Raw genomic sequence first — 22,084 nt, 5'->3', positions numbered from 1 at the left:
TGAGTAAGTTGCCTAGGTGGGTCCACCATGCGGGCCCAGCTTTCATCCCTGCGAATCTTCGAGGTGCGCACCTTGGCTTTCCAGATGCCGGACCGGGGCTCAGGTGGCCCCACCGGGCCACGGATCAGAGTGGGCCGACCCTCGCGGCGCGCCCGGACGCTGTTGATCACGGCAGGCGTGCTCGCGGTCCTGGCCATGCTTTTCGTCATGTTCGCCGGGTTCTGGACCGACTGGCTCTGGTACCGATCGGTGGACTACAGCTCGGTGTTCACCAGGACGCTGTGGACCAAGGTCGGCCTCTTCGCCGTGTTCGGGCTGCTGATGGCCGGATTCGTCGGGCTCAACATCTGGCTGGCCCACCGGCTGCGGCCGCCGCTCAGCGCGATGTCGATGGAGCAGCAGAGCCTCGACCGGTACCGCATGGGCATCGCGCCGTACAAGAAGTGGATCCTGCTCGGGGTGACGGCGCTGATCGGCCTCATCTCCGGCGCCTCCGCCGCGGGGCAGTGGCGCACCTGGATGCTCTGGGTGAACGGCGTCCCGTTCGGGAAGGAAGACCCGCAGTTCGGCAAGGACATCTCCTTCTACGCCTTCGACCTTCCGTGGTACCGGTTCCTGCTGAGCTTCGGCTTCGCGGCCGTCATCCTCTCCGTGCTGGCCGCGGCGCTGGTGCACTACCTCTACGGCGGGCTGCGCGTGACCAGCCCCGGCGCGCGTGCGACGGCCCAGGCCACCGGCCATCTCTCGGTGCTGCTGGGGATCTTCGTGGCGCTCAAGGCCGTGGCCTACTGGCTGGACCGGTACGGGCTGGCGGTGAAGGGCAGTGACTTCAAGGCGACGGACAACTGGACGGGCCTGAAGTACGTCGATGCCAACGCCTATCTGCCGGCGAAGACGATTCTCTTCATCATCGCGATCATCTGTGCCCTGCTCTTCTTCGGCACGCTCTGGCGGCGCACCTGGCAGCTCCCGGTGATCGGCTTCGGGCTGATGGTGCTCTCCGCCATCCTCATCGGCGGCCTCTACCCGGCCATCGTGCAGAAGTTCCAGGTCGAGCCGAACGAGCAGGCCAAGGAGACGCCGTACATCAAGAAGAACATCGAGGCCACCCGGGAGGCGTACAAGATCGACGATTCCCGGGTGACCGACTACCGCGGCACCAGCGACACGGGGAACGCGCAGCTCCGGGAGGCCGCGGACAGCACGGCGAGCTACCGCCTGCTCGACCCCAACGTGGTCTCGCCCACCTTCCAGCAGAAGCAGCAGGTGCGCGGGTACTACCAGTTCCCGGCGACGCTGGACGTCGACCGCTACACCGGCGAGGACGGCTCCGAGCAGGACACCGTCGTCGGCCTGCGGGAGATCAACACCAACGGCATCCCGAAGAAGGGCTGGATCAACGAGCACTTCAAGTACACCCACGGGTACGGGATGGTCGCCGCCAAGGGCACCGCGGTGGACAAGGACGGCGAGCCGGTCTTCACCGAGAAGAACCTCCCGCCCAAGGGCGAGCTCGGCGAGTACCAGCCGCGCGTCTACTACGGCGAGAAGACGACGCAGTACTCGATCGTCGGCGGCCCGCAGAAGGAGCTCGACTACGCCGACGACAACGGTGAGAAGACGTACACCTACACCGGCGACAGCGGGATCTCGCTCTCCAACGTGGTGAACCGCGCGGCCTACGCGGTGAGCTTCAACGAGCCGCGCATCCTCTACTCCGGCGCGATCGGCGAGGGTTCGCAGATCCTCTACAACCGCACGCCGAAGGACCGGATCGAGGCCGTGGCGCCGTGGCTGACGATCGACGGCGATCCCTACCCGGCGGTCGTCGACGGGCGTATCCAGTGGATCGTGGACGCCTACACGACCACCAACAACTACCCCTACTCCTCGCGCACCACGCTGGGCGACACCACCGCGGACGCGCTCACGGACAGCCAGCGGGCCGTGGTCGCCCAGCAGAACCGGGTCAACTACATCCGCAACTCGGTGAAGGCGACGGTCGACGCCTACACCGGTGAGGTCAAGCTCTACGAGTGGGACACCCAGGACCCGGTGCTGAAGACCTGGCGCAAGGCCTTCCCGGGCACCGTGCAGGACCGCGGGGAGATCAGCGACGCGCTGATGGCGCACTTCCGGTACCCGCAGGACCTGTTCAAGGTGCAGCGGGAGCTGCTGACCCGCTACCACGTCACCTCGGCGTCGCAGTTCTACAGCGGCAGCGAGCGCTGGCAGATCCCGGACGACCCCACCCACAAGGGGAACGCCGTCCCGCCGTACTACCTCAGCATGAAGATGCCCGGGGACGAGGAGCAGAAGTTCTCGCTGACGACCACCTTCAACCCGGTCGAGCGCGAGACGCTGGGCGCCTTCATGGCCGTCGACGCGGACGCCACCAGTGAGGACTACGGCAGGATCGAGATGCTGAGACTGCCGTCCAACACCACGGTGGCCGGCCCGCAACAGGTGCAGAGCAAGATCAACTCCGATCCCGAGATCGCCAACGACCTGAACATCCTCAAGCGGGGCGACTCCGAGATCGAGTACGGCAACCTGCTGACCGTGCCCCTCGAGGGCGGGCTGCTCTACGTCGAGCCGATCTACATCCGCGGCGCGGACACCAACTACCCGCGCATGCGGAAGGTGGTGGCGGTCTACGGCGAGCGGGTCGCCTACGAGAACACCCTCGAGGAGGCCCTGAACGCGGTCTTCAACAGTGACGGCGGCGGCGACACCGGCGAGGACACCGGCGGTCAGGACCAGAACCAGGAGCAGAACCCGGACCAGGACCAGCAGGAGGGTGACCAGGACGGCGGTGGCGACACCGGCGGCGGCTCCCTCCAGGACGCCCTGCAGGACGCCCAGGAGGCGTACGAGCGCGGCGAGAGGGCCCTGGAGCAGCGGGACTGGGAGGAGTACGGCCGGGCCCAGGACGACCTGAAGGAGGCGCTGGAACGGGCCGAGCAGGCCCGCGGTGGCGACGGCGGCTGACGCCCCGTCGTCGCCGGCTCCGGGTCGCCGGTCGGAAAAGCGGTCCGGACCACCCCGCGACGTGGTGTAGAGTGAACATCGTGCTCAGGCACACCCGACGCGGGGTGGAGCAGCTCGGTAGCTCGCTGGGCTCATAACCCAGAGGTCGCAGGTTCAAATCCTGTCCCCGCTACTGAAGATGGGAAGGACCCGGAGTCAACTCGGCTCCGGGTCCTTCACTTGTGTGGGGGGCATCACACGCGTGGCGTTTGAGTCGTACTGGGGTCGGGAAGTCGACAAAGCGCCGAAGAGACCTCACTTGGCTGCGGTATTCCAGGTGTACGCGGGTTGCGGGTGGTGCGACGATGGGGCTTATGGGGGACAAGGTCAGAATTGACGAGGTGGGTGTCGTCGACACCCGCGACACCGCTGCCCTGAGCGTGCTGGGTGCGCAGCTTCTGCGCCGGGGGGATCTCGACGGGGCGGAGTCTCCGCTGCGGGCCGCCACCGCGGCGGGGGACCGTGCCGCGGCCAACAATCTGGGCGTGCTGCTGCACCAGCGCGGCTATGCCGAGGAGGCCGCCGGGTGGTGGCGGATCGCCGCCGTGGCCGGCTCCGGCGCCGCCGCCCACGCACTGGGCCGGTACCACCGCGAGCGCGGTGACGAGCCCGCGGCGCACTACTGGCTGCGCCAGTCCGCCGAGTCGGGCCATGTGCTCGGCGCCTACGCGCTGGCGGACCTGCTGGACCACCGCGGGGAGGAGGAGGCCGAGGAGTGGTTCCGGGCCGCCGCCGAGCGCGGGCACCGGGAGGCGGCGTACCGGGTGGCCCGCATCCTCGCCGACCGGCACCGTGCGGCCGGCGGGGGCGCGCCCGAGCCGCCCGAGGCCGAGCAGTGGTTCCGGCAGGCGGCCGCCCGCGGTCACCGCCGGGCCGCACTGCGCCTGGGCACCCTCCTGGAGCGGCGTGGCGCGCTGCAGGAGGCCGGCCGCTGGTACCTCACCTCGGCCAAGGACGGGGAGGCGCGGGCCGCGTGCGCGCTGGGCTTCCTGCTCCGGGACGCCGGCGACGAGGAGAGCGCCGCCGTGTGGTGGCGTCAGGCCGCCGAGCAGGGAGACGGCAACGCCGCCAACGCCCTCGGTGCGCTGCACGCCGAGCGCGGCGAGCGGCAGGCCGCCGAGCGCTGGTACCGCGTGGCGCTGGAGGCGGGCGACGACAACGGTGCCTTCAACCTCGGGCTGCTCTCCGCCGCGCAGGGCCGCTCGGCGCAGGCCGAGCAGTGGTACCGCCGCGCCGCCTACGCCGGCCACCGGGAGGCGGCCAACGCGCTGGCCGTGCTGCTGCTCCAGCGCGGTGACGCGGAGGGCGCGGAGCCGTGGTTCTCCAAGGCCGCCGAGGCGGGCAGCGTGGACGCGGCCTTCAACCTGGGCATCCTGCACGCCGGCCGCGGGGACGACCGTACGGCCCTGGTCTGGTACACCCGGGCCGCCGACGCCGGGCACGCCGAGGCCGCGCTCCAGGTGGGTATCGCCGCGCTCCGCGAGGGCGACGTGCACACGGCCGAGCAGCGGCTCCGGCGCGCCGCCGGCGGCGGCAGCGTCGAGGGTGCCTTCCGCCTCGGGTCGCTGCTGGAGGACCGGGCCGTGGAGGGGGCCGTCACGGAGGGCGTGGAGGCCCGTCCGGAGCACGAGGAGTGGTACGAGCGGGCCGCCGAGCGCGGGCACCGCCGGGCCCAGGTGCGGCTCGGCATGTGTGCGGCGCAGCGCGGCGAGGTGGTGGACGCCGCTCGTTGGTACCGCGCGGCGGCCGAGGCGGGCAGCCCGAACGGCGCCTTCAACCTCGGCCTGCTGCTGGCCCGGGAGGGCAGTGAGCCGGAGGCGGCGCTGTGGTGGACCCGTGCGGCGGAGGCCGGGCACGGCCGGGCCGCGCTCCGGCTGGCGCTGGTCAGCGCCCGGCGCGGGGCCCTCGACGAGGGCCGCCGCTGGTGCGCCCGGGCGGTCGAGCTGGGTCCGGCCGAGGTGGCCGAGCGGGCGGCGAAGCTGCACGACGCGCTGCACACCGAGCTGTCGGCCTAGGTGTGTTGTCCCGGCACGTCGGTGACGGGCGACACCCCTAGGGCCTGGCGGCCGCGGGTGCCTCGGGTGTGCCCCGCAGGCGGCGCGCCGGTCACGGATTTGCGCTGGTCGGCGCCGCGTGGTTAAAGTAGGGGCACACAACGACGCGGGGTGGAGCAGCTCGGTAGCTCGCTGGGCTCATAACCCAGAGGTCGCAGGTTCAAATCCTGTCCCCGCTACTGTGCCGGAAGGCCCGGATCCTCGGATCCGGGCCTTCCGCATGTCCAGAGGGCGGCCGCGCGGGGCTGCGGGCGGCCGGCCCGGTCTCAGTCCGTCGCGGAGCACCCCGGGCAGAGCCCGCGGTAGGTGACGGTGGCGTCGGAGACGGTGAAGCCGTACCGCTCGGCGGCGGGGAGGGCGGTCAGCGGATCGCCGGTGGGGTGCACGTCCCGGATGGTGCCGCAGCGGGAGCAGACCAGGTGCTGGTGCGTGTGCCGGGCGTTCGGGTCGTACCGCTTGGCGCGGCCGTCGGTGCTGACCTCGATCACCTCGCCGAGGGTCACCAGCTCGCTCAGCGTGTTGTACACGGTGGCCCGGGCGATCTCGGGCAGCCGCTCGGCGGCGCGGGCGTGCACCTCGTCGGCGGTGTAGTGCACGTGGTCGCCGTCGAGCACCTCGGCGACGACTCGCCGCTGTGCGGTGAGCCGCCAGCCGCGGTCCCGGAGGCGCTGCAGCAGGTCACTCATGAGAACAGACTAGCAGCGCAGCGGTCCACGGCCAGAACCGGTACGGGATTCGGACGCTTCTTGACTTAGACATTGTCCAATGTAGGATCGGGTCCCTGGTTCGAGCCAGGACAGGTCTGATGAGCAGGAGGCGCAAGTGACCGTGCAGGACGAGAACACCGGACCGCTGACCACGGAGGCCGGCGCACCGGTCGCGGACAACCAGAACAGCCAGACCGCGGGCGTGGGCGGTCCGGTGCTGGTCCAGGACCAGCTCCTGCTGGAGAAGCTGGCGCACTTCAACCGTGAGCGCATCCCGGAGCGGATCGTGCACGCCCGCGGTGCGGGCGCCTACGGGACGTTCACCGTGACGGCCGACGTCACGCCGTACACGCGGGCGAAGTTCCTCTCCGAGGTCGGCAAGCAGACCGAGGTCTTCCTCCGCTTCTCCACGGTCGCCGGCAACCTCGGTGCGGCGGACGCGGTGCGCGATCCCCGTGGCTTCGCGCTCAAGTTCTACACCGAGGAGGGCAACTACGACCTCGTCGGCAACAACACCCCGGTGTTCTTCATCAAGGACGCCATCAAGTTCCCGGACTTCATCCACACCCAGAAGCGCGACCCCTACACCGGCTCCCAGGAGGCGGACAACGTGTGGGACTTCTGGGGGCTGAGCCCGGAGTCCACCCACCAGGTGACCTGGCTCTTCGGTGACCGTGGCATCCCGGCCTCCTACCGGCACATGAACGGCTACGGCTCGCACACGTTCCAGTGGACCAACGCGGACGGCGAGGTCTTCTGGGTCAAGTACCACTTCAAGACGGACCAGGGGATCAAGAACCTCACCCAGGACGAGGCGGACGCCCTGGCCGGCAAGGACCCGGACAGTCACCAGCGGGACCTGCGGGAGTCCATCGAGCGCGGCGCGTACCCGACCTGGACCGTGCAGGTGCAGATCATGCCCGCCGCCGACGCCCCGCACTACCGCTTCAACCCGTTCGACCTGACCAAGGTCTGGCCGCACGCGGACTACCCGCCGATCGAGATCGGCAAGCTGGAGCTCAACCGCAACCCGGAGAACATCTTCGCCGAGGTCGAACAGTCGGTCTTCTCCCCGCACCACTTCGTGCCGGGCATCGGCCCGTCCCCGGACAAGATGCTCCAGGGCCGCCTCTTCGCGTACGGCGACGCACACCGCTACCGCGTCGGCATCAACGCCGACCACCTGCCGGTGAACCGCCCGCACGCCACCGAGGCCCGCACCCACGGCCGGGACGGCGTGATGTACGACGGGCGGCACGGCCGCGCGAAGAACTACGAGCCGAACAGCTTCGGCGGCCCGGCCCAGACCGGCCGGCCGCTCTGGGAGCCGGTCGCCGTCGCGGGCGGCACCGGTGACCACGTGGCACCCTCGCACGCCGAGGACGACGACTTCGTCCAGGCGGGCAACCTCTACCGGCTGATGCCGGAGGACGAGAAGCAGCGCCTGATCGACAACCTGGCGGGCTTCCTCTCGAAGGTCTCGCGCGACGACATCGCGCAGCGGGCCATCGAGAACTTCCGGCAGGCCGACGCGGACTACGGCAAGCGGCTGGAGGCCGCGGTCCAGGCCCTGCGCGGCTGACCTCCACCCGGGGGACCCGCTCGCCGTAAGAGCCCGGAGGGACCGGATGCCGTGGGGCCCGGTCCCTCCGGTGTGCTCTTCTCCCGGCCGGGCCCGGGTCCGGCCTCAGACCGCCGCGGCGTCGCGGCGGTCGTGCTGGTCCGGGATGCCCGACCAGCAGCGGACGATGTCCCGGACGGAGACCACGCCCACCGGCTCGTGGTCGTTCAGCACGATCAGGTGACGGAAGCCGCCGTGTGCCATGGCGCGCGCCGCCTCGTGCAGGGTCCAGCGCGGGCTGGCGAAGACGACCTCGGTGGTGGTGTGGGACTGTGCCGTCTCCTGCTCGGGGTCGAGCCCGGCCCCGACGGCGTTCAGGATGTCGCGTTCGGTCAGTATCCCGACGCCGCTGTGGTCGGTGTCGAGCACCACGGCCGCGCCGACGCGCCGGGCGGACATGAGCTGCGCGGCCTGCCGGAGGGTGTGGGCGGGTCCGATGGTGAGCACCAGACTGCTCATCGCGTCCTGGACGAGGGTGGGCATGAGGGAAGCCCCTCTCGGAGAGATTCGAGAATGGATTCACAAAGTCACAAGCTCTCGGACTCTCATGCTCACACGCTCGCGGGGGGACAACAAGAGCGCACCCGTGGCGCCACCGGCCCGGGCGCGCTGCCGTCGCCCTCGCGCCGTCCCGCACCACCCCGCGTGCGCCCGTGCCCCGGCGCGCGCTCGTGCGCCGTGCGCCCGTGCCCCGGCGCGGGCCGGAGGCGGCCCGGCCCGTGCCGCACCCGGCGGCGTGCGCCGGGCCCCCGCACGGGCCGCCGGATCAGGCCGTCAGCCGGCGCAGCAGCTCCTCGTGCAGCAGCCCGTTGGACGCGGCGGCGTTGCCGCTGTGCGGTCCCGGCCGGCCGTCCAGACCCGTGAACCGGCCGCCCGCCTCCTCGACGATGACCGCGTTCGCCGCCATGTCCCACAGCGAGAGCTCCGGCTCGGCGCACATGTCCACCGAGCCCTCGGCGACCATCATGTACGACCAGAAGTCGCCGTACCCCCGGGTCCGCCAGCAGGACCGGCTCAGGTCCAGGAAGCCGTCCAGCATCCCGCGCTCCTCCCAGCCGGACAGCGAGGAGTAGGCGAACGAGGCGTCGGCCACCCGGCTCACCTGGGAGACCCGCATCCGCGTCGCCTGGGAGAGGCTGCGCCCGGTGTACGCCCCGCCGCCCCGCACCGCCCACCAGCGGCGGTGCAGCGCCGGCGCCGAGACCACGCCGACCACCGGCCGGTCCCCGCCCTCACCGGTCTCGGTGAGGGCGATCAGGGTGGCCCACACCGGGACGCCCCGCACGTAGTTCTTGGTCCCGTCGATGGGATCGATGATCCACCGCCGGGGACCGTGTCCCTCGGTGCCGAACTCCTCGCCGAGCACGGCGTCCCGCGGCCGGGCCCGCTGGAGGTTGCTGCGGATCAGCTCCTCGGCGGCCTTGTCCGCCTCGCTCACCGGGGTCATGTCCGGCTTGGTCTCGACCTTGAGGTCGAGCGCCTTGAACCGTTCCATGGTCATGGAGTCGGCGGTGTCCGCCAGTACATGGGCGAAGCGCAGGTCATCGTGGTAGTCCGGCATGTGCGAACAGTATCGAGCCCCCGGCTGCCGGGCCACACGACGGTGTCCGTACGGGGGGTCGCACGAGGGGCGCGCCGCCGTACGGGTACACACGTGCCCGTACCCGGCCCGTGGGAGCGTGTACGGGCGGGGTGCTCCCGGCCGTCTTCCGGACGTGCGAGGTGTATTGACAGCCTCTGCCGGTCCGTCAATTCTGTCCGGCACGCCAGCCCGCCGAACGGGAGACGCCGATGCCGACCGCACGGGAGACCCTGCTCGAGGCCGCCCACGCGGCCGTGTCGGCGCGTCCGTGGGCCGGGGTGCGGATGATCGAGGTGGCGGAGCGCGCGGGCGTCTCCCGGCAGACCCTCTACAACGAGTTCGGCAGCAAGGAAGGGCTCGGCATCGCCCTGGTGCGGCACCGGGTGGAGCGCTTCCTGCGGGGCGCCGTCACGGCCTCCGGGCAAGCCGCCCGGAAGAGCGGCGACCCCGCGGCCTGCTGTGTCGCGGCGGCCGCCTGGCTGCTGCGCACCGCCCGGGCAGACCCGATCGTGCGGGCCGCGCTCACCGGCTGCTGGGGCACCCGGATGCCGCTGTCCGTGCGGGACCGGCCGGGGGAGCCGGGCGAACTGGCCGCGGAGTTGCGGGACCGGCTGGTCGCGGCGATGACGGAGCGGCCGGGGCTCCCGGGGACCCGGGACCCGGAGGTCCTGCGCCGGGCCTGCGAGGCCGGGCTGCGGCTGGCGCTCTCCTACGTCGTCGCGCCCGCTCCGGGCGCGGAGGAGGAGGCCTGCCACCGGATCCACCAGGTCGTACGGGCACTGCTGGACCCGGTGCCGGAGGAGCGGGCGTTCCCGCGAGGGGCCGAGGGGGTGCCGGCGGGCCCCGGACGGGCGGACCGGGTCCCCCGCCCCGGCCCCGCGCCCGGAGGCCGTCCGGTCGACCGCGCCGGGGGCTGAGCCGCGGACGGTTCCCCGCCCGCACCGGGAGTGCCGGGCCGCACCGGAGGCCGTCCGGTCGCCCGCGCCGGGGACCCGGCCGTGGGCGGTACCGCCCGCGCGCCCGCCTCTCGTGCCGGAGCGGTCAGTCGCCCTCGCGCCGCTCCCGGGTGGCCAGCAGCCGGCGCAGCGAGTGCAGCCGCTCCGGGCTCGCGTGCCCCTCCGCCACCCAGGCGTCCAGCGCGCAGTCCGGCTCGTCGTGGCTGCACGCGCGGGGGCACTCGGCGGTGCCCGGCTCCAGGTCGGGGAAGGCGTGGATCACCCGCGAGGGGTCGACATGGTGCAGCCCGAAGGAGCGGATGCCCGGGGTGTCGATCACCCAGCCCGTGCCGCCGGGCAGCGGCAGGGCCAGCGCCGAGGTGGTGGTGTGCCGGCCGCGCCCGGTGACGGCGTTGACCTCGCCGGTCGCCCGGGCACGGTCCGGCACCAGCGCGTTGACGAGCGTCGTCTTGCCGACCCCGCTGTGCCCGACGAAGGCGGTGGAGCGTTCCCGGAGCAGATCCCGCACCCGTTCCGCCGCGTCGCCCGACGCCAGCTCGTCGCGGCTGGTCACGACGTGCCGTACCCCGAGCGGGGCGTAGGCCGCCAGCAGCGGGTCGGGCGGCGCCAGGTCGGACTTGGTCAGCACGAGCAGCGGGTCCAGCCCGGCGTCGTACGCGGCGACCAGACAGCGGTCGATGAGCCGCGGGCGCGGCTCCGGGTCGGCCAGCGCGGTGACGATGGCGAGCTGGTCGGCGTTGGCGACCACCACCCGCTCGTACGGGTCGTCGTCGTCCGCGGTGCGCCGCAGCGCCGAGGCACGCGGCTCCACCCGTACGACCCGGGCCAGGGTGTCCTTGTCGCCCGACAGGTCGCCGACGACCGCGACCCGGTCGCCCACCACCACGCTCTTCCGGCCCAGCTCGCGGGCCTTCATGGCGGTGACGGTGCGCCCCTCGACCAGGCAGGTCAGCCTGCCGCGGTCCACCGTCAGCACCAGGCCCCCGGCGGCGTCCTCGTGCTTCGGCCGGATGTGGGTACGCGGGCGGCTGCCCCGGCGGCCCGGGCGTACCCGGATGTCGTCCTCGTCGGTGTGCTTGCCGTAGCGGCGCATGGCGGCTCGCCCCTAGGCTCTCGCTCCGAGCATGCCGAGCCACATCTCGGGGAAGTCCGGCAGCGTCTTCGCGGTGGTCGCGACGTTCTCCACCCGCACCCCGTCCACGGCCAGCCCGAGCACCGCGCCGGCGGTGGCCAGCCGGTGGTCGTCGTAGGTGTGGAAGACCCCGCCGTGCAGCGGCCGCGGGCGGACGCGCAGCCCGTCCGCCGTCTCGGTGACGTCCCCGCCGAGGCCGTTGATCTCCTTGGTGAGGGCGGCCAGCCGGTCGGTCTCGTGCAGGCGCAGGTGGGCGACGCCGCGCAGCACCGACTCGGAGTCGGCCAGTGCGGCCACCGCGGCGATCCCGGGGGTGAGCTCGCCGACCTCGCCCAGGTCGATGTCGATGCCGTGCACCCGGCCGCCGCCGGTCAGCGTGAGACCCCGCTCGTCCAGCTCGCAACGACCACCCATGGCGGTGAAGATCTCCCGCAGGGCGTCACCCGGCTGGGTGGTGTGCGCGGGCCAGTCCGGAATGGTCACCCGGCCGCCCGTGACCAGCGCGGCCGCCAGGAAGGGCTGGGCGTTGGAGAGGTCGGGCTCGACCACCAGGTCGCGGCCGAGCAGCGCCCCCGAGGTGACCCGCCAGACGTCCGGCTCGCCGCCGTCCTCCGGGGCGTCCACCTGGCCGCCGGCGGCGCGCACCATCTCGATGGTCATCCGGATGTGCGGCAGGGAGGGCAGCCGGCCGCCCGTGTGGCGCACCTCCACGCCCTGGTTGAACCGGGCGCCGGAGAGCAGCAGGGCGCTGACGAACTGGCTGGAGGAGGAGGCGTCGATCTCCACCGCGCCGCCGTCCAGCGAGCCGGAGCCGTGCACGGTCATCGGCAGCGCGCCGCGCTTCTCGTCGTCGATACGGGCGCCGAGGGTGCGCAGCGCGTCGATGACCCCGCCCAGCGGCCGCTCGTACGAGCGCGGGTCGCCGTCGAAGCGGACCGGTCCGTCGGCCAGCGCGGCCACCGGCGGCACGAAGCGCATCACGGTGCCCGCGTTGCCGACGTCCACGGTGGTGGGGCCGTGCAGGCCCGCGGGGATGACCCGCCAGACCTCGCCGGGGTGCCGGGCGCCGTCCGCGGGCCCGGTGCTGGACGGCACGGTCTCCTCGATCTGCACGCCCATCGCGCGCAGCGCCCCGGCCATCAGCAGGGTGTCCCGGGAGCGGAGCGGGCGCCGCACCCAGCCGGGCTCGGTGGAGAGTGCGGCGAGCACGAGCGCGCGGTTGGTCACCGACTTCGAGCCGGGCACGGTGACGGTCGCGTCCACCGGGTCGGCGGCGCGCGGTGCGGGCCAGAGAGCGGGATCCGTGACGGTGTGGCCGGTGGTCTCGGTCATGGGACTCACTTTAGGGCCCCCGCCCCCGCTCCCGGGCGGCAGCGCCCCGCCCGGACCGCGGTCAGAGCGCCAGCAGCCAGCGCCCGCCGCCGAGCAGGGAGCAGATCGAGACGGCGTGGAAGAGGAGCAGCCACAGCGCCGGGGGCGCGTGGGTGAGCCGGGCGAGCTGGTCGACGTCGGAGTCCCCGGCCGCCGTCCGCCGTCCGGGCATCGCGCCGGCCACCGGCCAGGACGCCCCCTGCGCGGCCGGCTCCGGGGCCGGGGCGCCGCGCGTCCGGCGCCGCTTCGCCTGCAGCTCGAAGACCGGGCGTACGCCGCCCAGCAGCAGGAACCACACCACGCCGTAGGCGAAGGCGGCCTGCACCTGCGGTCCGGTCAGCCAGGAGACCAGCAGGAAGGCGCCGCCCGCGACCACCACGGTGAGCACGCCGTAGGCGTTGCGGATCATTACCAGCATGGCCAGGAGCAGCGCCGTCGCCCCCCAGAGCAGCGCGGTGATGCGGTCGGCGGAGAGCAGCCAGGCGCCGCCCAGGCCGAGCAGCGGGGGTGCGGTGTATCCAGCGGCGGCGGTGAGCACCATCCCGACGCCGTGCGGCTTGCCGCGGGAGACCGTCAGCCCGGAGGTGTCCGAGTGCAGCCGGATGCCGTCCAGTCGCCGCCCGGTGAGCAGGGCCACCAGGCCGTGCCCGCCCTCGTGTGCGATGGTCACGGCGTTCCGGGAGAGCCGCCACACCCGGTGCGGCCCGACGGCCGCCAGCGCGACGAGGCCGCTGACGACGACCAGCCAGAGGTCCGGCTCGGGCTGGGTGCCGAAGACCCGGCCCCAGAGCCCGGAGATGCTCGTGGTGTCCATACGCTCCCTGGTCCTCCCCTTGTCCGCCGCTCGGCCGCCCCTGCTCCGTCACCGCGGCTCTCCTGCCCCGGCAGCGGCTCTCCTGCCCCGGCAACGGACGGCGGCACGCACGCGTGCCGTGCAGTGTGACACTCCGGCGGGCGGCGCCGGGCACGACAGCCGCCTGCTCAGGTCGGACGGCCGGGGAGGGCCGGGGCGTGCGCGGGCACCGCCTGCTCCGTCCAGATCGTCTTGCCCTGCGCCGTGTAGCGGGTGCCCCAGCGTTTGGTGAGCTGGGCGACGATCAGCAGCCCGCGGCCGCCCTCGTCCGTGGTGCGGGCGTGGCGCAGCCGCGGGGAGGTGCTGCCGGTGTCGGAGACCTCGCAGATCAGGGCGCGCTCGCGGATCAGGCGGAGCAGGACCGGCCCGGTCGCGTACCGGATGGCGTTGGTGACCAGCTCGCTGACGATCAGTTCCGTGGTGAAGGCCAGGTCGTCCATGCCCCACTCCGCCAGCCGCTCGGCGACGAAGGTACGGGCGTCCGCGACGACCGCCGGGTCGGCGGGCAGGTCCAGGGAGGCGACCCGGGTCGAGTCCAGGACCCGGGTACGGGCCAGCAGCAGCGCGGCGTCGTCGGAGGGCGGCCCGGGCAGCAGCGTCTCCACGGCGTGGCCGCCGGCCGCCTCCAGGTCCGGCCCGGCGGTGCCCAGGACAGTGCTCAGCCGGGACATCCCGACGTCGATGTCCCGGTCGGAGGTCTCCACCAGGCCGTCGGTGTAGAGCGCCAGCAGACTGCCCTCCGCGAGCCGGAGCTCGTGGGACTCGAAGGGCAGCGCCCCGAGACCGAGCGGCGGCCCGGCCGGCAGCTCCTCCAGGACCCGTGCGGACCCCTCCGGCGTGACCACGACGGGCGGGAGGTGCCCGGCCCGGGCCAGCGTGCAGGTCCCGCCGACCGGGTCGTACACGGCGTACAGGCAGGTGGCGCCCAGGAAGGTGGCGGCCGCGTCGTCGGTGCCGGCCGCCGGGACGTCCTCGCCGCCGGGCGCCTCCATCAGGTCGCCGACCAGGTCGTCCAGGCGGGCCAGCAGCTCGTCGGGGGGCAGGTCCAGGTTGGCCAGGGTCCGGACGGCCGTGCGGAGCCGGCCCATGGTGGCGGCGGCGTCGATCCCGTGGCCGACCACGTCACCGACGACGAGCGCGACCCGGGCTCCGGAGAGCGGGATCACGTCGAACCAGTCGCCGCCCACCCCGCTCGGCGCGTCGGCCGGCAGGTACCAGGACGCGACCTCCAGCGCGGAGCCCCCGGCGAGCGCCTGGGGCAGCAGCGAACGCTGCATGGCCTGTGCCGCGGTGCGCTCACGGGTGTAGCGGCGCGCGTTGTCCACGCAGAGCGCCGCCCGGGAGGCCAGTTCCTCGGCCAGCCGCACGTCGTCCTCGGTGAAGGGGCCCAGCCGCGGCGAGCGGACGAAGGTGGCCGCGCCCAGGGTCACGCCGCGGGCGCGGAGCGGCACCACCAGCAGTGAGCGGGAGCCGGCCCCTTCGGCGACGACCGGCCCGGCCTCCCCGGACGACGCCACCACAGCCCCCACAGCCCCCACCGCTCCCACCGCTCCGACCGCCGCGGCGGCCGCGTCGGGGAGCCGGGGGCCGCCGTCCGGATGCGCCGCCACCAGGCTCCGGCCCTCCAGCAGGCAGCGGGCCATGGCCGAGGAGGGGAGGCGCGGGACCGGTTCGCCCACCGCCGGGCCGGTGTCCGGCTCCTCCGTGCGGGCCGACTTCCGTCCCGCGCGGACCAGCGTGGGGGTGTGGCCGACCGGCCCGGGTGGCGGTTCCTCCCCCCGCACCACCGTGTCCAGCAGGTCGACCGCGGCGAAGTCCGAGAAGTCCGGCACGGTGTCGTCCGCCAGCTCCTGCGCGGTCAGCGTCACGTCCAGCGAGCTGCCGATGCGGGCGCCGGCGCGGTTCAGCAGGGCCAGGCGCTGCTGAGCCTTCCGGCGTTCGGTGACGTCCACGACCATGTAGCAGACGCCGACGTGCCGGCCGTGGCGGTCCTCCATGGCGAAGAAGGAGGCGGAGTAGGCGCGTTCCTGGTGAGGGTCGGCGAAGGCGGGACCCCGGATCTCGTGGTCCAGCACCGGGGCGCCGGTGGCCAGCACCTTCCGCATCAGCTCCTCGAAGCCCTGCCCCTCCAGTTGCGGCAGCACGTCCCGCACCTGCCGGCCCAGCCTCCGCGGCAGCGGTATCACCCGCTCCAGCACGTCGTTGACCCAGACGAACCGCAGATCGGTGTCGAGCACGGCCATGCCGACGGGGGCGTGCGTGAGGAACGGCTCCAGCATGAGCTGGTTCACCCCGCCGCCGGGCATCCGCCAGAAGGCCCGTTCCGGGGGCCGTCCGACCCACCGGCCGAAGATCACCGCCGCGACGGTGGCGACCAGCACGGCCGGGACCATCTCGTAGATGTCCGACTCCAGGGGGCCGAGCAGCGGGTTGATCCGGTCCCAGAACAGGACGGTGCCCGCGCCGGTCACGATGCCGGCCATGGCACCCGCCCAGGTCATCCGCGGCCAGTAGAGCGAGAGGACCACCACCGGCCCGAAGGCGGCGCCGAAGCCGGCCCAGGCGTGGGCCACGATGCTGAGCACACCGCCCCCCTTGAGGGCGATCCCGTAGGCGACCAGGGTCACCGCCACCACGGCGCACCTCCCGGCCCAGACCAGCACCCGGTCCGGGGCGTTGCGGCCGAGGAAGGCGCGGTAGAAGTCCTCGGTGAGGGCGACCGAGGACACCAGGAGCTGGCTGTCCGCGGTCGACAGGATGGCGGCCAGCACGGCGATCAGCATGACGCCCGCGACCCAGGGGTTGAGCAGGGCGTCCACGAGGGCGATGAAGACCGTCTCCGGGTTGGTGAGCGGTTCGTCGAGCTGCCCGATGCCCACCAGGCCGACCAGCGAGGCGCCGGCGAGCACCACCAGCACCCAGCCCATGGCGATGCGCCGGGCGGCGGGGATGGCGCGGGTGCTGCGGATGCCCATGAATCGGGCGAGGATGTGCGGCTGGCCGAAGTAGCCGAGGCCCCAGGCGAGCAGCGAGATGATCGCGACGGCACCGAGGGGCCCGCCGGCCGACCACTCGCCGCCGGAGAACCCGGCCCGGGCGCCCATGTCCAGCAGGGACGGCGTCCGGGAGTCGAGGGCGTCGCGCAGCGCGCCGAACCCGCCGAGCATCGCGATCCCGGCCACCGGGAGCACCAGCAGGGCCAGGAACATCAGCGTGCCCTGCACCACGTGCGTGAGGCTGACGGCGAGGAAGCCGCCGAGGCACGAGTAGACGACGATCACCAGAGCGGTCACCGTCGCCCCGAGCCCGAAGCCGAGCCCGAAGACCTGCTCGAAGAGCAGCCCGCCGGCGACCAGGCCGCTGGACACGTAGAGGGTGAAGAAGACGACGGTGACGGCGGCCGTGACGATCCGCAGCATCCGGGTGCGGTCCTCGAAGCGCTCCTCCAGATAGGCGGAGAGGCTCACCGCGTTGTCCGCCCGCTCGGTGTAGGTCCGTACGCGCGGCGCCACGAAGAGCCAGTTGAGATAGGTGCCGACGGCCAGGCCGACGGCGATCCAGGTGGCGCCGATGCCGGCCGCGTAGACCGCCCCGGGGAGGGCCAGGAAGAGCCAGCCGGACATGTCGCTGGCCCCGGCGGAGAGGGCGGCGACCGGCGCGGTCAGCCGGCGGCCGCCCAGCGCGAAGTCCGCGAAGGTGCGGGTGCGGGTGTAGGCCCAGACGCCCACGGCGATCATGGCGACCAGATAGACCGCGAAGACGGTCAGGATCGGAGCGCTCAGGTCGAACATGTCCTCACCTGGGGGAACGACGAACTCGTTCGGCCTCCCGGCGGGAGGGGCGGCGGTCGTCGGGGGACATCCAAGGAATATGTGAAGATTAGCCCAATGGGAAGGGGTTTCTCCTTCTCTCTCTCGTTCTCTGCCGATCGTTCCTGCCGTACGGAGGGCCCGTGGGCCGGGGGACGCGGGTACCGTGCGGGGTGGAGCGGCCGAGGCGACGGCGGGCCTCCGCGCCGGTGCGGGGACACCGCCGGTCACAGAGGTGAAGGCGGTATGTGCGGACGGTATGCGGCGAGCAGGCGGCCCGAGGACCTGGTCGGCCTGTTCCAGGTGGAGCGGTGGCGCCCCGAGGAGACCGTGGAGGCGGACTGGAACGTCGCGCCCACCAAGCAGGTGCACGCGATCCTCGACCGGCCCGAGAAGAACTCCGGCGACCCCCGGCCCGTGCGGCAGCTCCGGGTGCTGAAGTGGGGCCTGGTGCCCGGCTGGGCCAAGTCGCCGGACATGGGCGTGAAGATGATCAACGCCCGGGCCGAGACGGTGCACGAGAAGTCGGCCTACCGCCGCCCCTTCGCCGCCCGCCGCTGCCTGCTGCCGGCCGACGGCTACTTCGAATGGATGACGGGCGAGCAGGAGCTCGACCTGGAGCAGCAGGGCCGCCGGAAGCGCTCCCGGAAGCAGCCGTACTTCGTGACCCCGGCGGACGGCGCCGTGCTGGCGATGGCGGGACTCTACGAGTTCTGGCGGGACCGTACGCTCGCCGACGACCACCCGCAGGCGTGGTGGGCCACCTGCACCGTGATCACCACGGCGGCGGAGACCTCGCTGCTGGCCGGCGCCACCGGCGAGGCCGGGGCCCCGGGGCCGCAGTCGCTCGCGGACATCCACCCCCGGATGCCGCTGATGATGACTCCGGACCGCTGGGACGCCTGGCTGGACCCGGCCCGCACCGACCCGGAGGAGCTGCGCGAGCTGCTGGCGCCGCCCCCGCCCGGCACGCTGCGCGCCTACCCGGTCTCCACCGACGTCAGCAACGTGCGCAACAACGGCCCCGAACTGCTGGAGGAGCTGGAGGCGCCGGAGGCGGGCACCCTCTTCTGAGGAGTGGGACCCGGGCCACATTCCGGGACGGCCGGGCGCCCCCGGCGTCTGCCGCGCGGGGTCTCCCGGCCGGGTCCGGGCACGTCCCCCCGGATCCGGCGCCCGGGTACGGCAGGCTGGGCGGATGAGCGAGACCACCGGGAAGTCCGGCAACCCCACGACGGCCCCTGCGCCGTCACGCACCGAAACCGTCCCCACCCCGCACGGCGACGCGCGGATCACCTGGTACGACGCCGCGGCACCCGGCCTGGTGCTCGCCCTCGGGCACGGCGCGGGCGGCGGCGTCGAGGCCCGCGACCTACGGGCGCTGGCGGCGGCGCTGCCAGGGCACGGCGTGACCACGGCGCTGGTCGAGCAGCCCTGGCGGGTGGCGGGGAAACGGGTCGCTCCGGCCCCGAAGACCCTGGACGCCGGCTGGCGGGCCGTCTGGCCCCGGCTGGCGGCACCGGGCCTGCCGGTGGTCGCGGGCGGCCGCAGCGCCGGGGCCCGGGTGGCCTGCCGTACCGCGGAGGAGCTCGGCGCACGGGCCGTGCTGGCACTCTCCTTCCCCCTGCACCCCCCGGGGAAGCCGGAGCGGTCCCGCGCGGAGGAGCTGACCGGCGTGGAGGTGCCCGTGCTGGTCGTGCAGGGTGCCCGCGACCCCTTCGGGCGCCCGGGCGAGTTCCCCGCCGGCACCGAGACGGCAGAGGTGCCGGGCGGTGACCACGGCTTCGCGGTGCCGAAGCGCGCGGAGGTCTCCCAGGAGGCGGCCCTGGAGGTGCTCACCGAGGCCGTGCGCCGCTGGCTGGCCGGTCTGGCCTGAGCACCGGCCGCACCCGGCGCCGGGCGTCCGCCCCCGGGCCGGGCGTCCGCCCAGGGCCGGGCACCGTCCGCGGCGACCGCACCGGCCCGGCGGGACCGGCCCGGCGGGACCGGCTCCGGCCCCGGGCGGGGCGGGAAGCGGGCGGCCGACGGCGGGCGTGACCCGCTGTGACGTGGGAAACCCGGCCGCCGGGAATGGACGGGGTCCGGACACTGTTGTGCCCGGTGCATCGCACGTGCCGACGCGCACGTTCACCACGAGGAGGAGCGGACCGCATGGGTTCTGTCGCTTGCCCGCAGCGTCCCCAGGCCGTCGAGCTGGACTGGGCCACGCTCGCGCTGGCCGGAGGCGTCCCGGCTCAGGCGGCGGGGGGCACGGGTCGTCGTCTATTCTCCGAGGCGGACGGGTCCTCGCGCGGACCCGGCACGGCATCGGAGGAGGTGGGTCCGGTCACCGGGACCGACGACGGCACGGAGAGCACACCGAGCGCGCCGCAGGAGACGGCGGCGGAGCGGAGCGCGCGCTTCGAGCGCGACGCCCTGACCTTCCTGGACCAGCTCTACTCCGCGGCCCTCCGCATGACGCGGAACCCCGCGGATGCCGAGGACCTGGTGCAGGAGACCTACGCGAAGGCGTACGCGTCCTTCCACCAGTTCCGCGAGGGCACCAACCTCAAGGCCTGGCTCTACCGCATTCTCACCAACACCTTCATCAACTCCTACCGCAAGAAGCAGCGGGAGCCGCAGCGCAGTGCGGCGGAGGAGATCGAGGACTGGCAGCTCGCCCGCGCCGAGTCGCACATGTCCACCGGACTGCGTTCGGCGGAGGCGCAGGCGCTCGACCACCTGCCGGACTCCGACGTGAAGGAGGCCCTGCAGGACATCCCGGAGGAGTTCCGGATCGCCGTCTACCTGGCGGATGTCGAGGGCTTTGCCTACAAGGAGATCGCGGACATCATGGGGACACCCATCGGCACCGTGATGTCCCGTCTGCACCGCGGGCGGCGGCAGCTCCGCGGCATGCTGGAGGACTACGCGCGGGAGCGCGGTCTCGTCCCGGCCGGGGCCGCGGGAGACCAGTCGCACGACCGGAAAGGCTCGGGGTCATGAGTTGCGGAGAGCCGCACGAGACGGACTGCTCTGAGGTCCTGGACCACCTCTACGAGTACCTGGACCGGGAGATGCCCGCCGCCGACCGCGCCAAGTACCGGGAGCACTTCGACGAGTGCTCGCCCTGCCTGGAGAAGTACGGTCTGGAGCAGGAGGTCAAGAAGCTCGTCAAGCGGTGCTGCGGGCACGACGACGTGCCGTCCGACCTGCGGGCCAAGGTGATGGGCCGCATCGAGACGATCCGGGCCGGCGAGTTCGTCGAGGAGAGCGAGGAGTCCGGGCCGGAGCCGGGCCCCCGCACGCACCTGGCCTGACACTCCGGGGCCGGCCCCTCGCATCGGCCCGCCCGTCCTCGCCGGCGGCACATTCCCGGAACGCACCCGGCATTCACCCGTACGGGTGCGGTTTGCCCCGGGGGCCTGCCCAAATTGGGCGTATGCCCCCGTAGCCCCGCGTGCCGCCCCTATCGTCCCTCACCTGTGCGCGAGGGCGGCGAGCGAAGGGGGGCACGCCATGAGTGTTCGGGGGGCGGGGCGGCCCGGATTGCCCCTCGGGGCGCGCGCCCTGATCGCGTCCGTCGCGCTCGCGGCGGCGGCGTGCGCCGCACCCGTTCTCCTCCGGCCGGGCGGCGTGGACCCCCGCACGCTGCTCGCCCTCGCCGCGCTGCACGCCCTGCTGGAGTACGCCCCCCGGTGCCCGGCGCTCCGCCGGCACCGGCCGCCCTCCCGCACCGGAGGTGAGCACGGCGGCCCCGCGGAACTCTGCGGGCCGGTGCTGCTGACCGCCGTCCTCCTGCTCCCGCCCGGCGCGGCGGCCCTGGTGCCGCTGGCCGGCGCCCTGACCGGCCGCGTGGCGGCGGGGCACGCCGTGGCCCGGCGGCTCTGGCGCGCCGCCCAGCTCGCCCTCGCCGCGGCGGCCGCCGGGGGCGTGCTGGGGGCCCTCTCCGCGCCCCTCACCCGGGAGACCGCCGCGGGTGCGCTCCCGTCCGCGCTGTTCCCCGCCTGTGCGGCGGCGCTGGCCTTCGGTGCCGTCCGGGTGGCGCTCGACGGGGCGATCCTGGTGGCCGCCGAGGGCTGCCCGCCGGGCAGGGCCTGGCGCGGCCGGTTCCGGCGCGCGGCGGCGCCGTACCTGGTGCAGGGGCCGGCCGGGCTGCTGATGGCGGTGGTCTGGCGCAGCCCGTACGGGCCGGTCGCGGCGCTGACCGTGCTGCTGCCCATGGCGGTCTGCTGCTGGGTCTTCGCCCAGTACCACCGGGAGCGCGCCGCCCATCAGGCGACCGTCCGCGCCCTGGTGCAGGCCGTCGACCTCAAGGACCGCTACACCCGCGGCCACGGCGAGCGCGTGGGGCGGGCCTCGGTGCTGATCGCCCGCGAGCTGGGCATGCCCGAGGAACGGGTGGAGCTGCTCCGGTTCGCCGGGATCCTGCACGACGTGGGCAAGCTGGGCGTCCCCACCCGGCTGCTGCGCAAGGAGGGGCCGCTCACCGCGGCGGAGCGCCGCGTCGTCGAGCGGCACCCGGAGTACGGGCACGAGATGGTGCGCGGCATCGGCTTCCTCCGTGAGGCGTGTACGGCCGTGCTGCACCACCACGAGCGCCTCGACGGCGCGGGCTATCCCTACGGGCTCGCCGGGCGGCAGATCCCGGAACCGGCCCGGGTGGTCGCGGTGGCCGACGCCTTCGACGCGATGACCTCCACCCGCAGTTACCGCCGCGGCCGGCCGGTGGCCGCCGCCGTCGCCGAGCTGCGGCGCTGTGCGGGCACGCAGTTCGACCCGCGGATGGTCGACGCGCTGGCCCGGGCGCTCGAACGGCACGGCTGGCACCCGGCGGTGACCACTGACCAGCCGGACATGCCGGTCCCGGCCGGCGCCGTGCTCCCGCCCGCGGGGGCCGGCGAGGCCGTCGGGTGCCCGACCGCGCCTTCCCCCGCCGCAGCCTGTCCGGCCCTGAGCCCGTCTGCCGGGCCGTGTCCCTCCGTGGCCT

15 protein-coding genes, 2 tRNA genes and 1 pseudogene are annotated in these 22,084 nt (G+C 73.7%); 11 read left to right on the top strand and 7 right to left on the bottom strand.

The features are described from left to right. Window positions 1-84: 84 nt before the first annotated feature. The 4 genes from HOY81_RS10285 (at window position 85) to HOY81_RS10270 (ending at window position 5,263) form a co-directional block, all read left to right on the top strand. Window positions 85-2,991, top strand: coding sequence for a UPF0182 family protein (locus tag HOY81_RS10285; protein WP_237319988.1), 2,907 nt, complete (start codon window positions 85-87; stop codon window positions 2,989-2,991). 98 nt (window positions 2,992-3,089) lie between these two features. Next, window positions 3,090-3,163, top strand: a tRNA-Met gene (locus tag HOY81_RS10280). A gap of 181 nt (window positions 3,164-3,344) precedes the next feature. After that, complete coding sequence (locus HOY81_RS10275; RefSeq protein ID WP_237319961.1) at window positions 3,345-5,045, top strand: tetratricopeptide repeat protein; 1,701 nt, start codon at window positions 3,345-3,347, stop codon at window positions 5,043-5,045. Between the two features lie 144 nt (window positions 5,046-5,189). Beyond that, window positions 5,190-5,263 (top strand) — tRNA-Met (locus HOY81_RS10270). An 87-nt stretch (window positions 5,264-5,350) separates the two neighbouring features. Here the strand turns inward: HOY81_RS10270 and HOY81_RS10265 are convergent. Next, entirely contained in the window at window positions 5,351-5,770 is a 420-nt protein-coding gene (locus tag HOY81_RS10265; RefSeq protein ID WP_237319960.1) for a Fur family transcriptional regulator, read from the bottom strand. A 136-nt stretch (window positions 5,771-5,906) separates the two neighbouring features. Between HOY81_RS10265 and HOY81_RS10260 the strand changes: the two genes are divergently transcribed. Continuing rightward, window positions 5,907-7,373 (top strand): catalase, encoded by a 1,467-nt coding sequence (locus HOY81_RS10260; RefSeq protein WP_237319959.1) that lies wholly within the window; start codon window positions 5,907-5,909, stop codon window positions 7,371-7,373. Between the two features lie 105 nt (window positions 7,374-7,478). Here HOY81_RS10260 and HOY81_RS10255 read toward each other — a convergent pair whose 3' ends face one another. Beyond that, the gene (locus HOY81_RS10255) at window positions 7,479-7,895 is read right to left on the bottom strand and encodes a cyclic nucleotide-binding/CBS domain-containing protein (protein WP_237319958.1); all 417 of its coding nucleotides are present in this window, start codon (window positions 7,893-7,895) and stop codon (window positions 7,479-7,481) included. A gap of 283 nt (window positions 7,896-8,178) precedes the next feature. Next, on the bottom strand, window positions 8,179-8,973 hold the full coding sequence (hisN, locus tag HOY81_RS10250; RefSeq protein WP_237319957.1) for a histidinol-phosphatase: 795 nt from the start codon (window positions 8,971-8,973) through the stop codon (window positions 8,179-8,181). Between the two features lie 230 nt (window positions 8,974-9,203). Here hisN and HOY81_RS10245 point away from each other — a divergent pair, with 230 nt between their 5' ends. Beyond that, window positions 9,204-9,911, top strand: a complete 708-nt coding sequence (locus tag HOY81_RS10245) for a TetR/AcrR family transcriptional regulator (RefSeq protein WP_306423460.1) — start codon at window positions 9,204-9,206, stop codon at window positions 9,909-9,911. 124 nt (window positions 9,912-10,035) lie between these two features. Here HOY81_RS10245 and rsgA read toward each other — a convergent pair whose 3' ends face one another. The 4 genes from rsgA to putP form a co-directional block, all read right to left on the bottom strand. Next, on the bottom strand, window positions 10,036-11,043 hold the full coding sequence (gene rsgA / locus HOY81_RS10240) for a ribosome small subunit-dependent GTPase A (protein ID WP_237319956.1): 1,008 nt from the start codon (window positions 11,041-11,043) through the stop codon (window positions 10,036-10,038). A gap of 12 nt (window positions 11,044-11,055) precedes the next feature. Next, window positions 11,056-12,414, bottom strand: a complete 1,359-nt coding sequence (aroA, locus tag HOY81_RS10235; RefSeq protein WP_237319955.1) for a 3-phosphoshikimate 1-carboxyvinyltransferase — start codon at window positions 12,412-12,414, stop codon at window positions 11,056-11,058. Window positions 12,415-12,475: 61 nt separating this feature from the next. After that, a complete protein-coding gene (locus HOY81_RS10230) occupies window positions 12,476-13,267 on the bottom strand; it encodes a M50 family metallopeptidase (RefSeq protein WP_237319954.1) in 792 nt (263 codons plus the stop codon). Between the two features lie 167 nt (window positions 13,268-13,434). Then, window positions 13,435-17,097 carry a sodium/proline symporter PutP gene (putP, locus tag HOY81_RS10225; protein WP_237319953.1) on the bottom strand — a complete coding sequence of 1,221 codons (3,663 nt, stop codon included), beginning with the start codon at window positions 17,095-17,097 and terminating at the stop codon, window positions 13,435-13,437. Window positions 17,098-17,361: 264 nt separating this feature from the next. On the opposite strand from putP, the gene HOY81_RS10220 reads away from it, so the two are divergent. The 5 genes and pseudogenes from HOY81_RS10220 to HOY81_RS10200 all read left to right on the top strand — a co-directional run. Then, window positions 17,362-18,189, top strand: coding sequence for an SOS response-associated peptidase (locus tag HOY81_RS10220; protein ID WP_237319952.1), 828 nt, complete (start codon window positions 17,362-17,364; stop codon window positions 18,187-18,189). A gap of 124 nt (window positions 18,190-18,313) precedes the next feature. Next, complete coding sequence (locus tag HOY81_RS10215; protein WP_237319951.1) at window positions 18,314-18,991, top strand: alpha/beta family hydrolase; 678 nt, start codon at window positions 18,314-18,316, stop codon at window positions 18,989-18,991. A gap of 440 nt (window positions 18,992-19,431) precedes the next feature. Continuing rightward, complete coding sequence (locus HOY81_RS10210) at window positions 19,432-20,100, top strand: sigma-70 family RNA polymerase sigma factor (RefSeq protein ID WP_237319987.1); 669 nt, start codon at window positions 19,432-19,434, stop codon at window positions 20,098-20,100. After that, the gene (gene rsrA / locus HOY81_RS10205) at window positions 20,097-20,414 is read left to right on the top strand and encodes a mycothiol system anti-sigma-R factor (protein ID WP_237319950.1); all 318 of its coding nucleotides are present in this window, start codon (window positions 20,097-20,099) and stop codon (window positions 20,412-20,414) included. Before HOY81_RS10210 ends, rsrA begins: the two co-directional genes overlap by 4 nt. Before the next feature lie 199 nt (window positions 20,415-20,613). Next, window positions 20,614-21,945: pseudogene (locus tag HOY81_RS10200) on the top strand (HD-GYP domain-containing protein); the annotation flags it as partial. Window positions 21,946-22,084 lie beyond the last annotated feature (139 nt).

The organism is Streptomyces sp. JJ36 (assembly GCF_021696945.1).
GTDB lineage: Bacteria > Actinomycetota > Actinomycetes > Streptomycetales > Streptomycetaceae > Streptomyces.
Note: the sequence above shows the minus strand (reverse complement) of the source record. Positions and strands in the feature narration are given on the sequence as shown.

Coding starts and splice junctions, on each gene's coding strand:
- HOY81_RS10285 (WP_237319988.1), top strand. CDS start 85: ATGCCGGACCGGGGCTCAGGTGGCCCCACCGGGCCACGGATCAGAGTG.
- HOY81_RS10275 (WP_237319961.1), top strand. CDS start 3,345: ATGGGGGACAAGGTCAGAATTGACGAGGTGGGTGTCGTCGACACCCGC.
- HOY81_RS10265 (WP_237319960.1), bottom strand. CDS start 5,770: ATGAGTGACCTGCTGCAGCGCCTCCGGGACCGCGGCTGGCGGCTCACC.
- HOY81_RS10255 (WP_237319958.1), bottom strand. CDS start 7,895: ATGCCCACCCTCGTCCAGGACGCGATGAGCAGTCTGGTGCTCACCATC.
- hisN (WP_237319957.1), bottom strand. CDS start 8,973: ATGCCGGACTACCACGATGACCTGCGCTTCGCCCATGTACTGGCGGAC.
- HOY81_RS10245 (WP_306423460.1), top strand. CDS start 9,204: ATGCCGACCGCACGGGAGACCCTGCTCGAGGCCGCCCACGCGGCCGTG.
- rsgA (WP_237319956.1), bottom strand. CDS start 11,043: ATGCGCCGCTACGGCAAGCACACCGACGAGGACGACATCCGGGTACGC.
- aroA (WP_237319955.1), bottom strand. CDS start 12,414: ATGACCGAGACCACCGGCCACACCGTCACGGATCCCGCTCTCTGGCCC.
- HOY81_RS10230 (WP_237319954.1), bottom strand. CDS start 13,267: ATGGACACCACGAGCATCTCCGGGCTCTGGGGCCGGGTCTTCGGCACC.
- putP (WP_237319953.1), bottom strand. CDS start 17,097: ATGTTCGACCTGAGCGCTCCGATCCTGACCGTCTTCGCGGTCTATCTG.
- HOY81_RS10220 (WP_237319952.1), top strand. CDS start 17,362: ATGTGCGGACGGTATGCGGCGAGCAGGCGGCCCGAGGACCTGGTCGGC.
- HOY81_RS10215 (WP_237319951.1), top strand. CDS start 18,314: ATGAGCGAGACCACCGGGAAGTCCGGCAACCCCACGACGGCCCCTGCG.
- rsrA (WP_237319950.1), top strand. CDS start 20,097: ATGAGTTGCGGAGAGCCGCACGAGACGGACTGCTCTGAGGTCCTGGAC.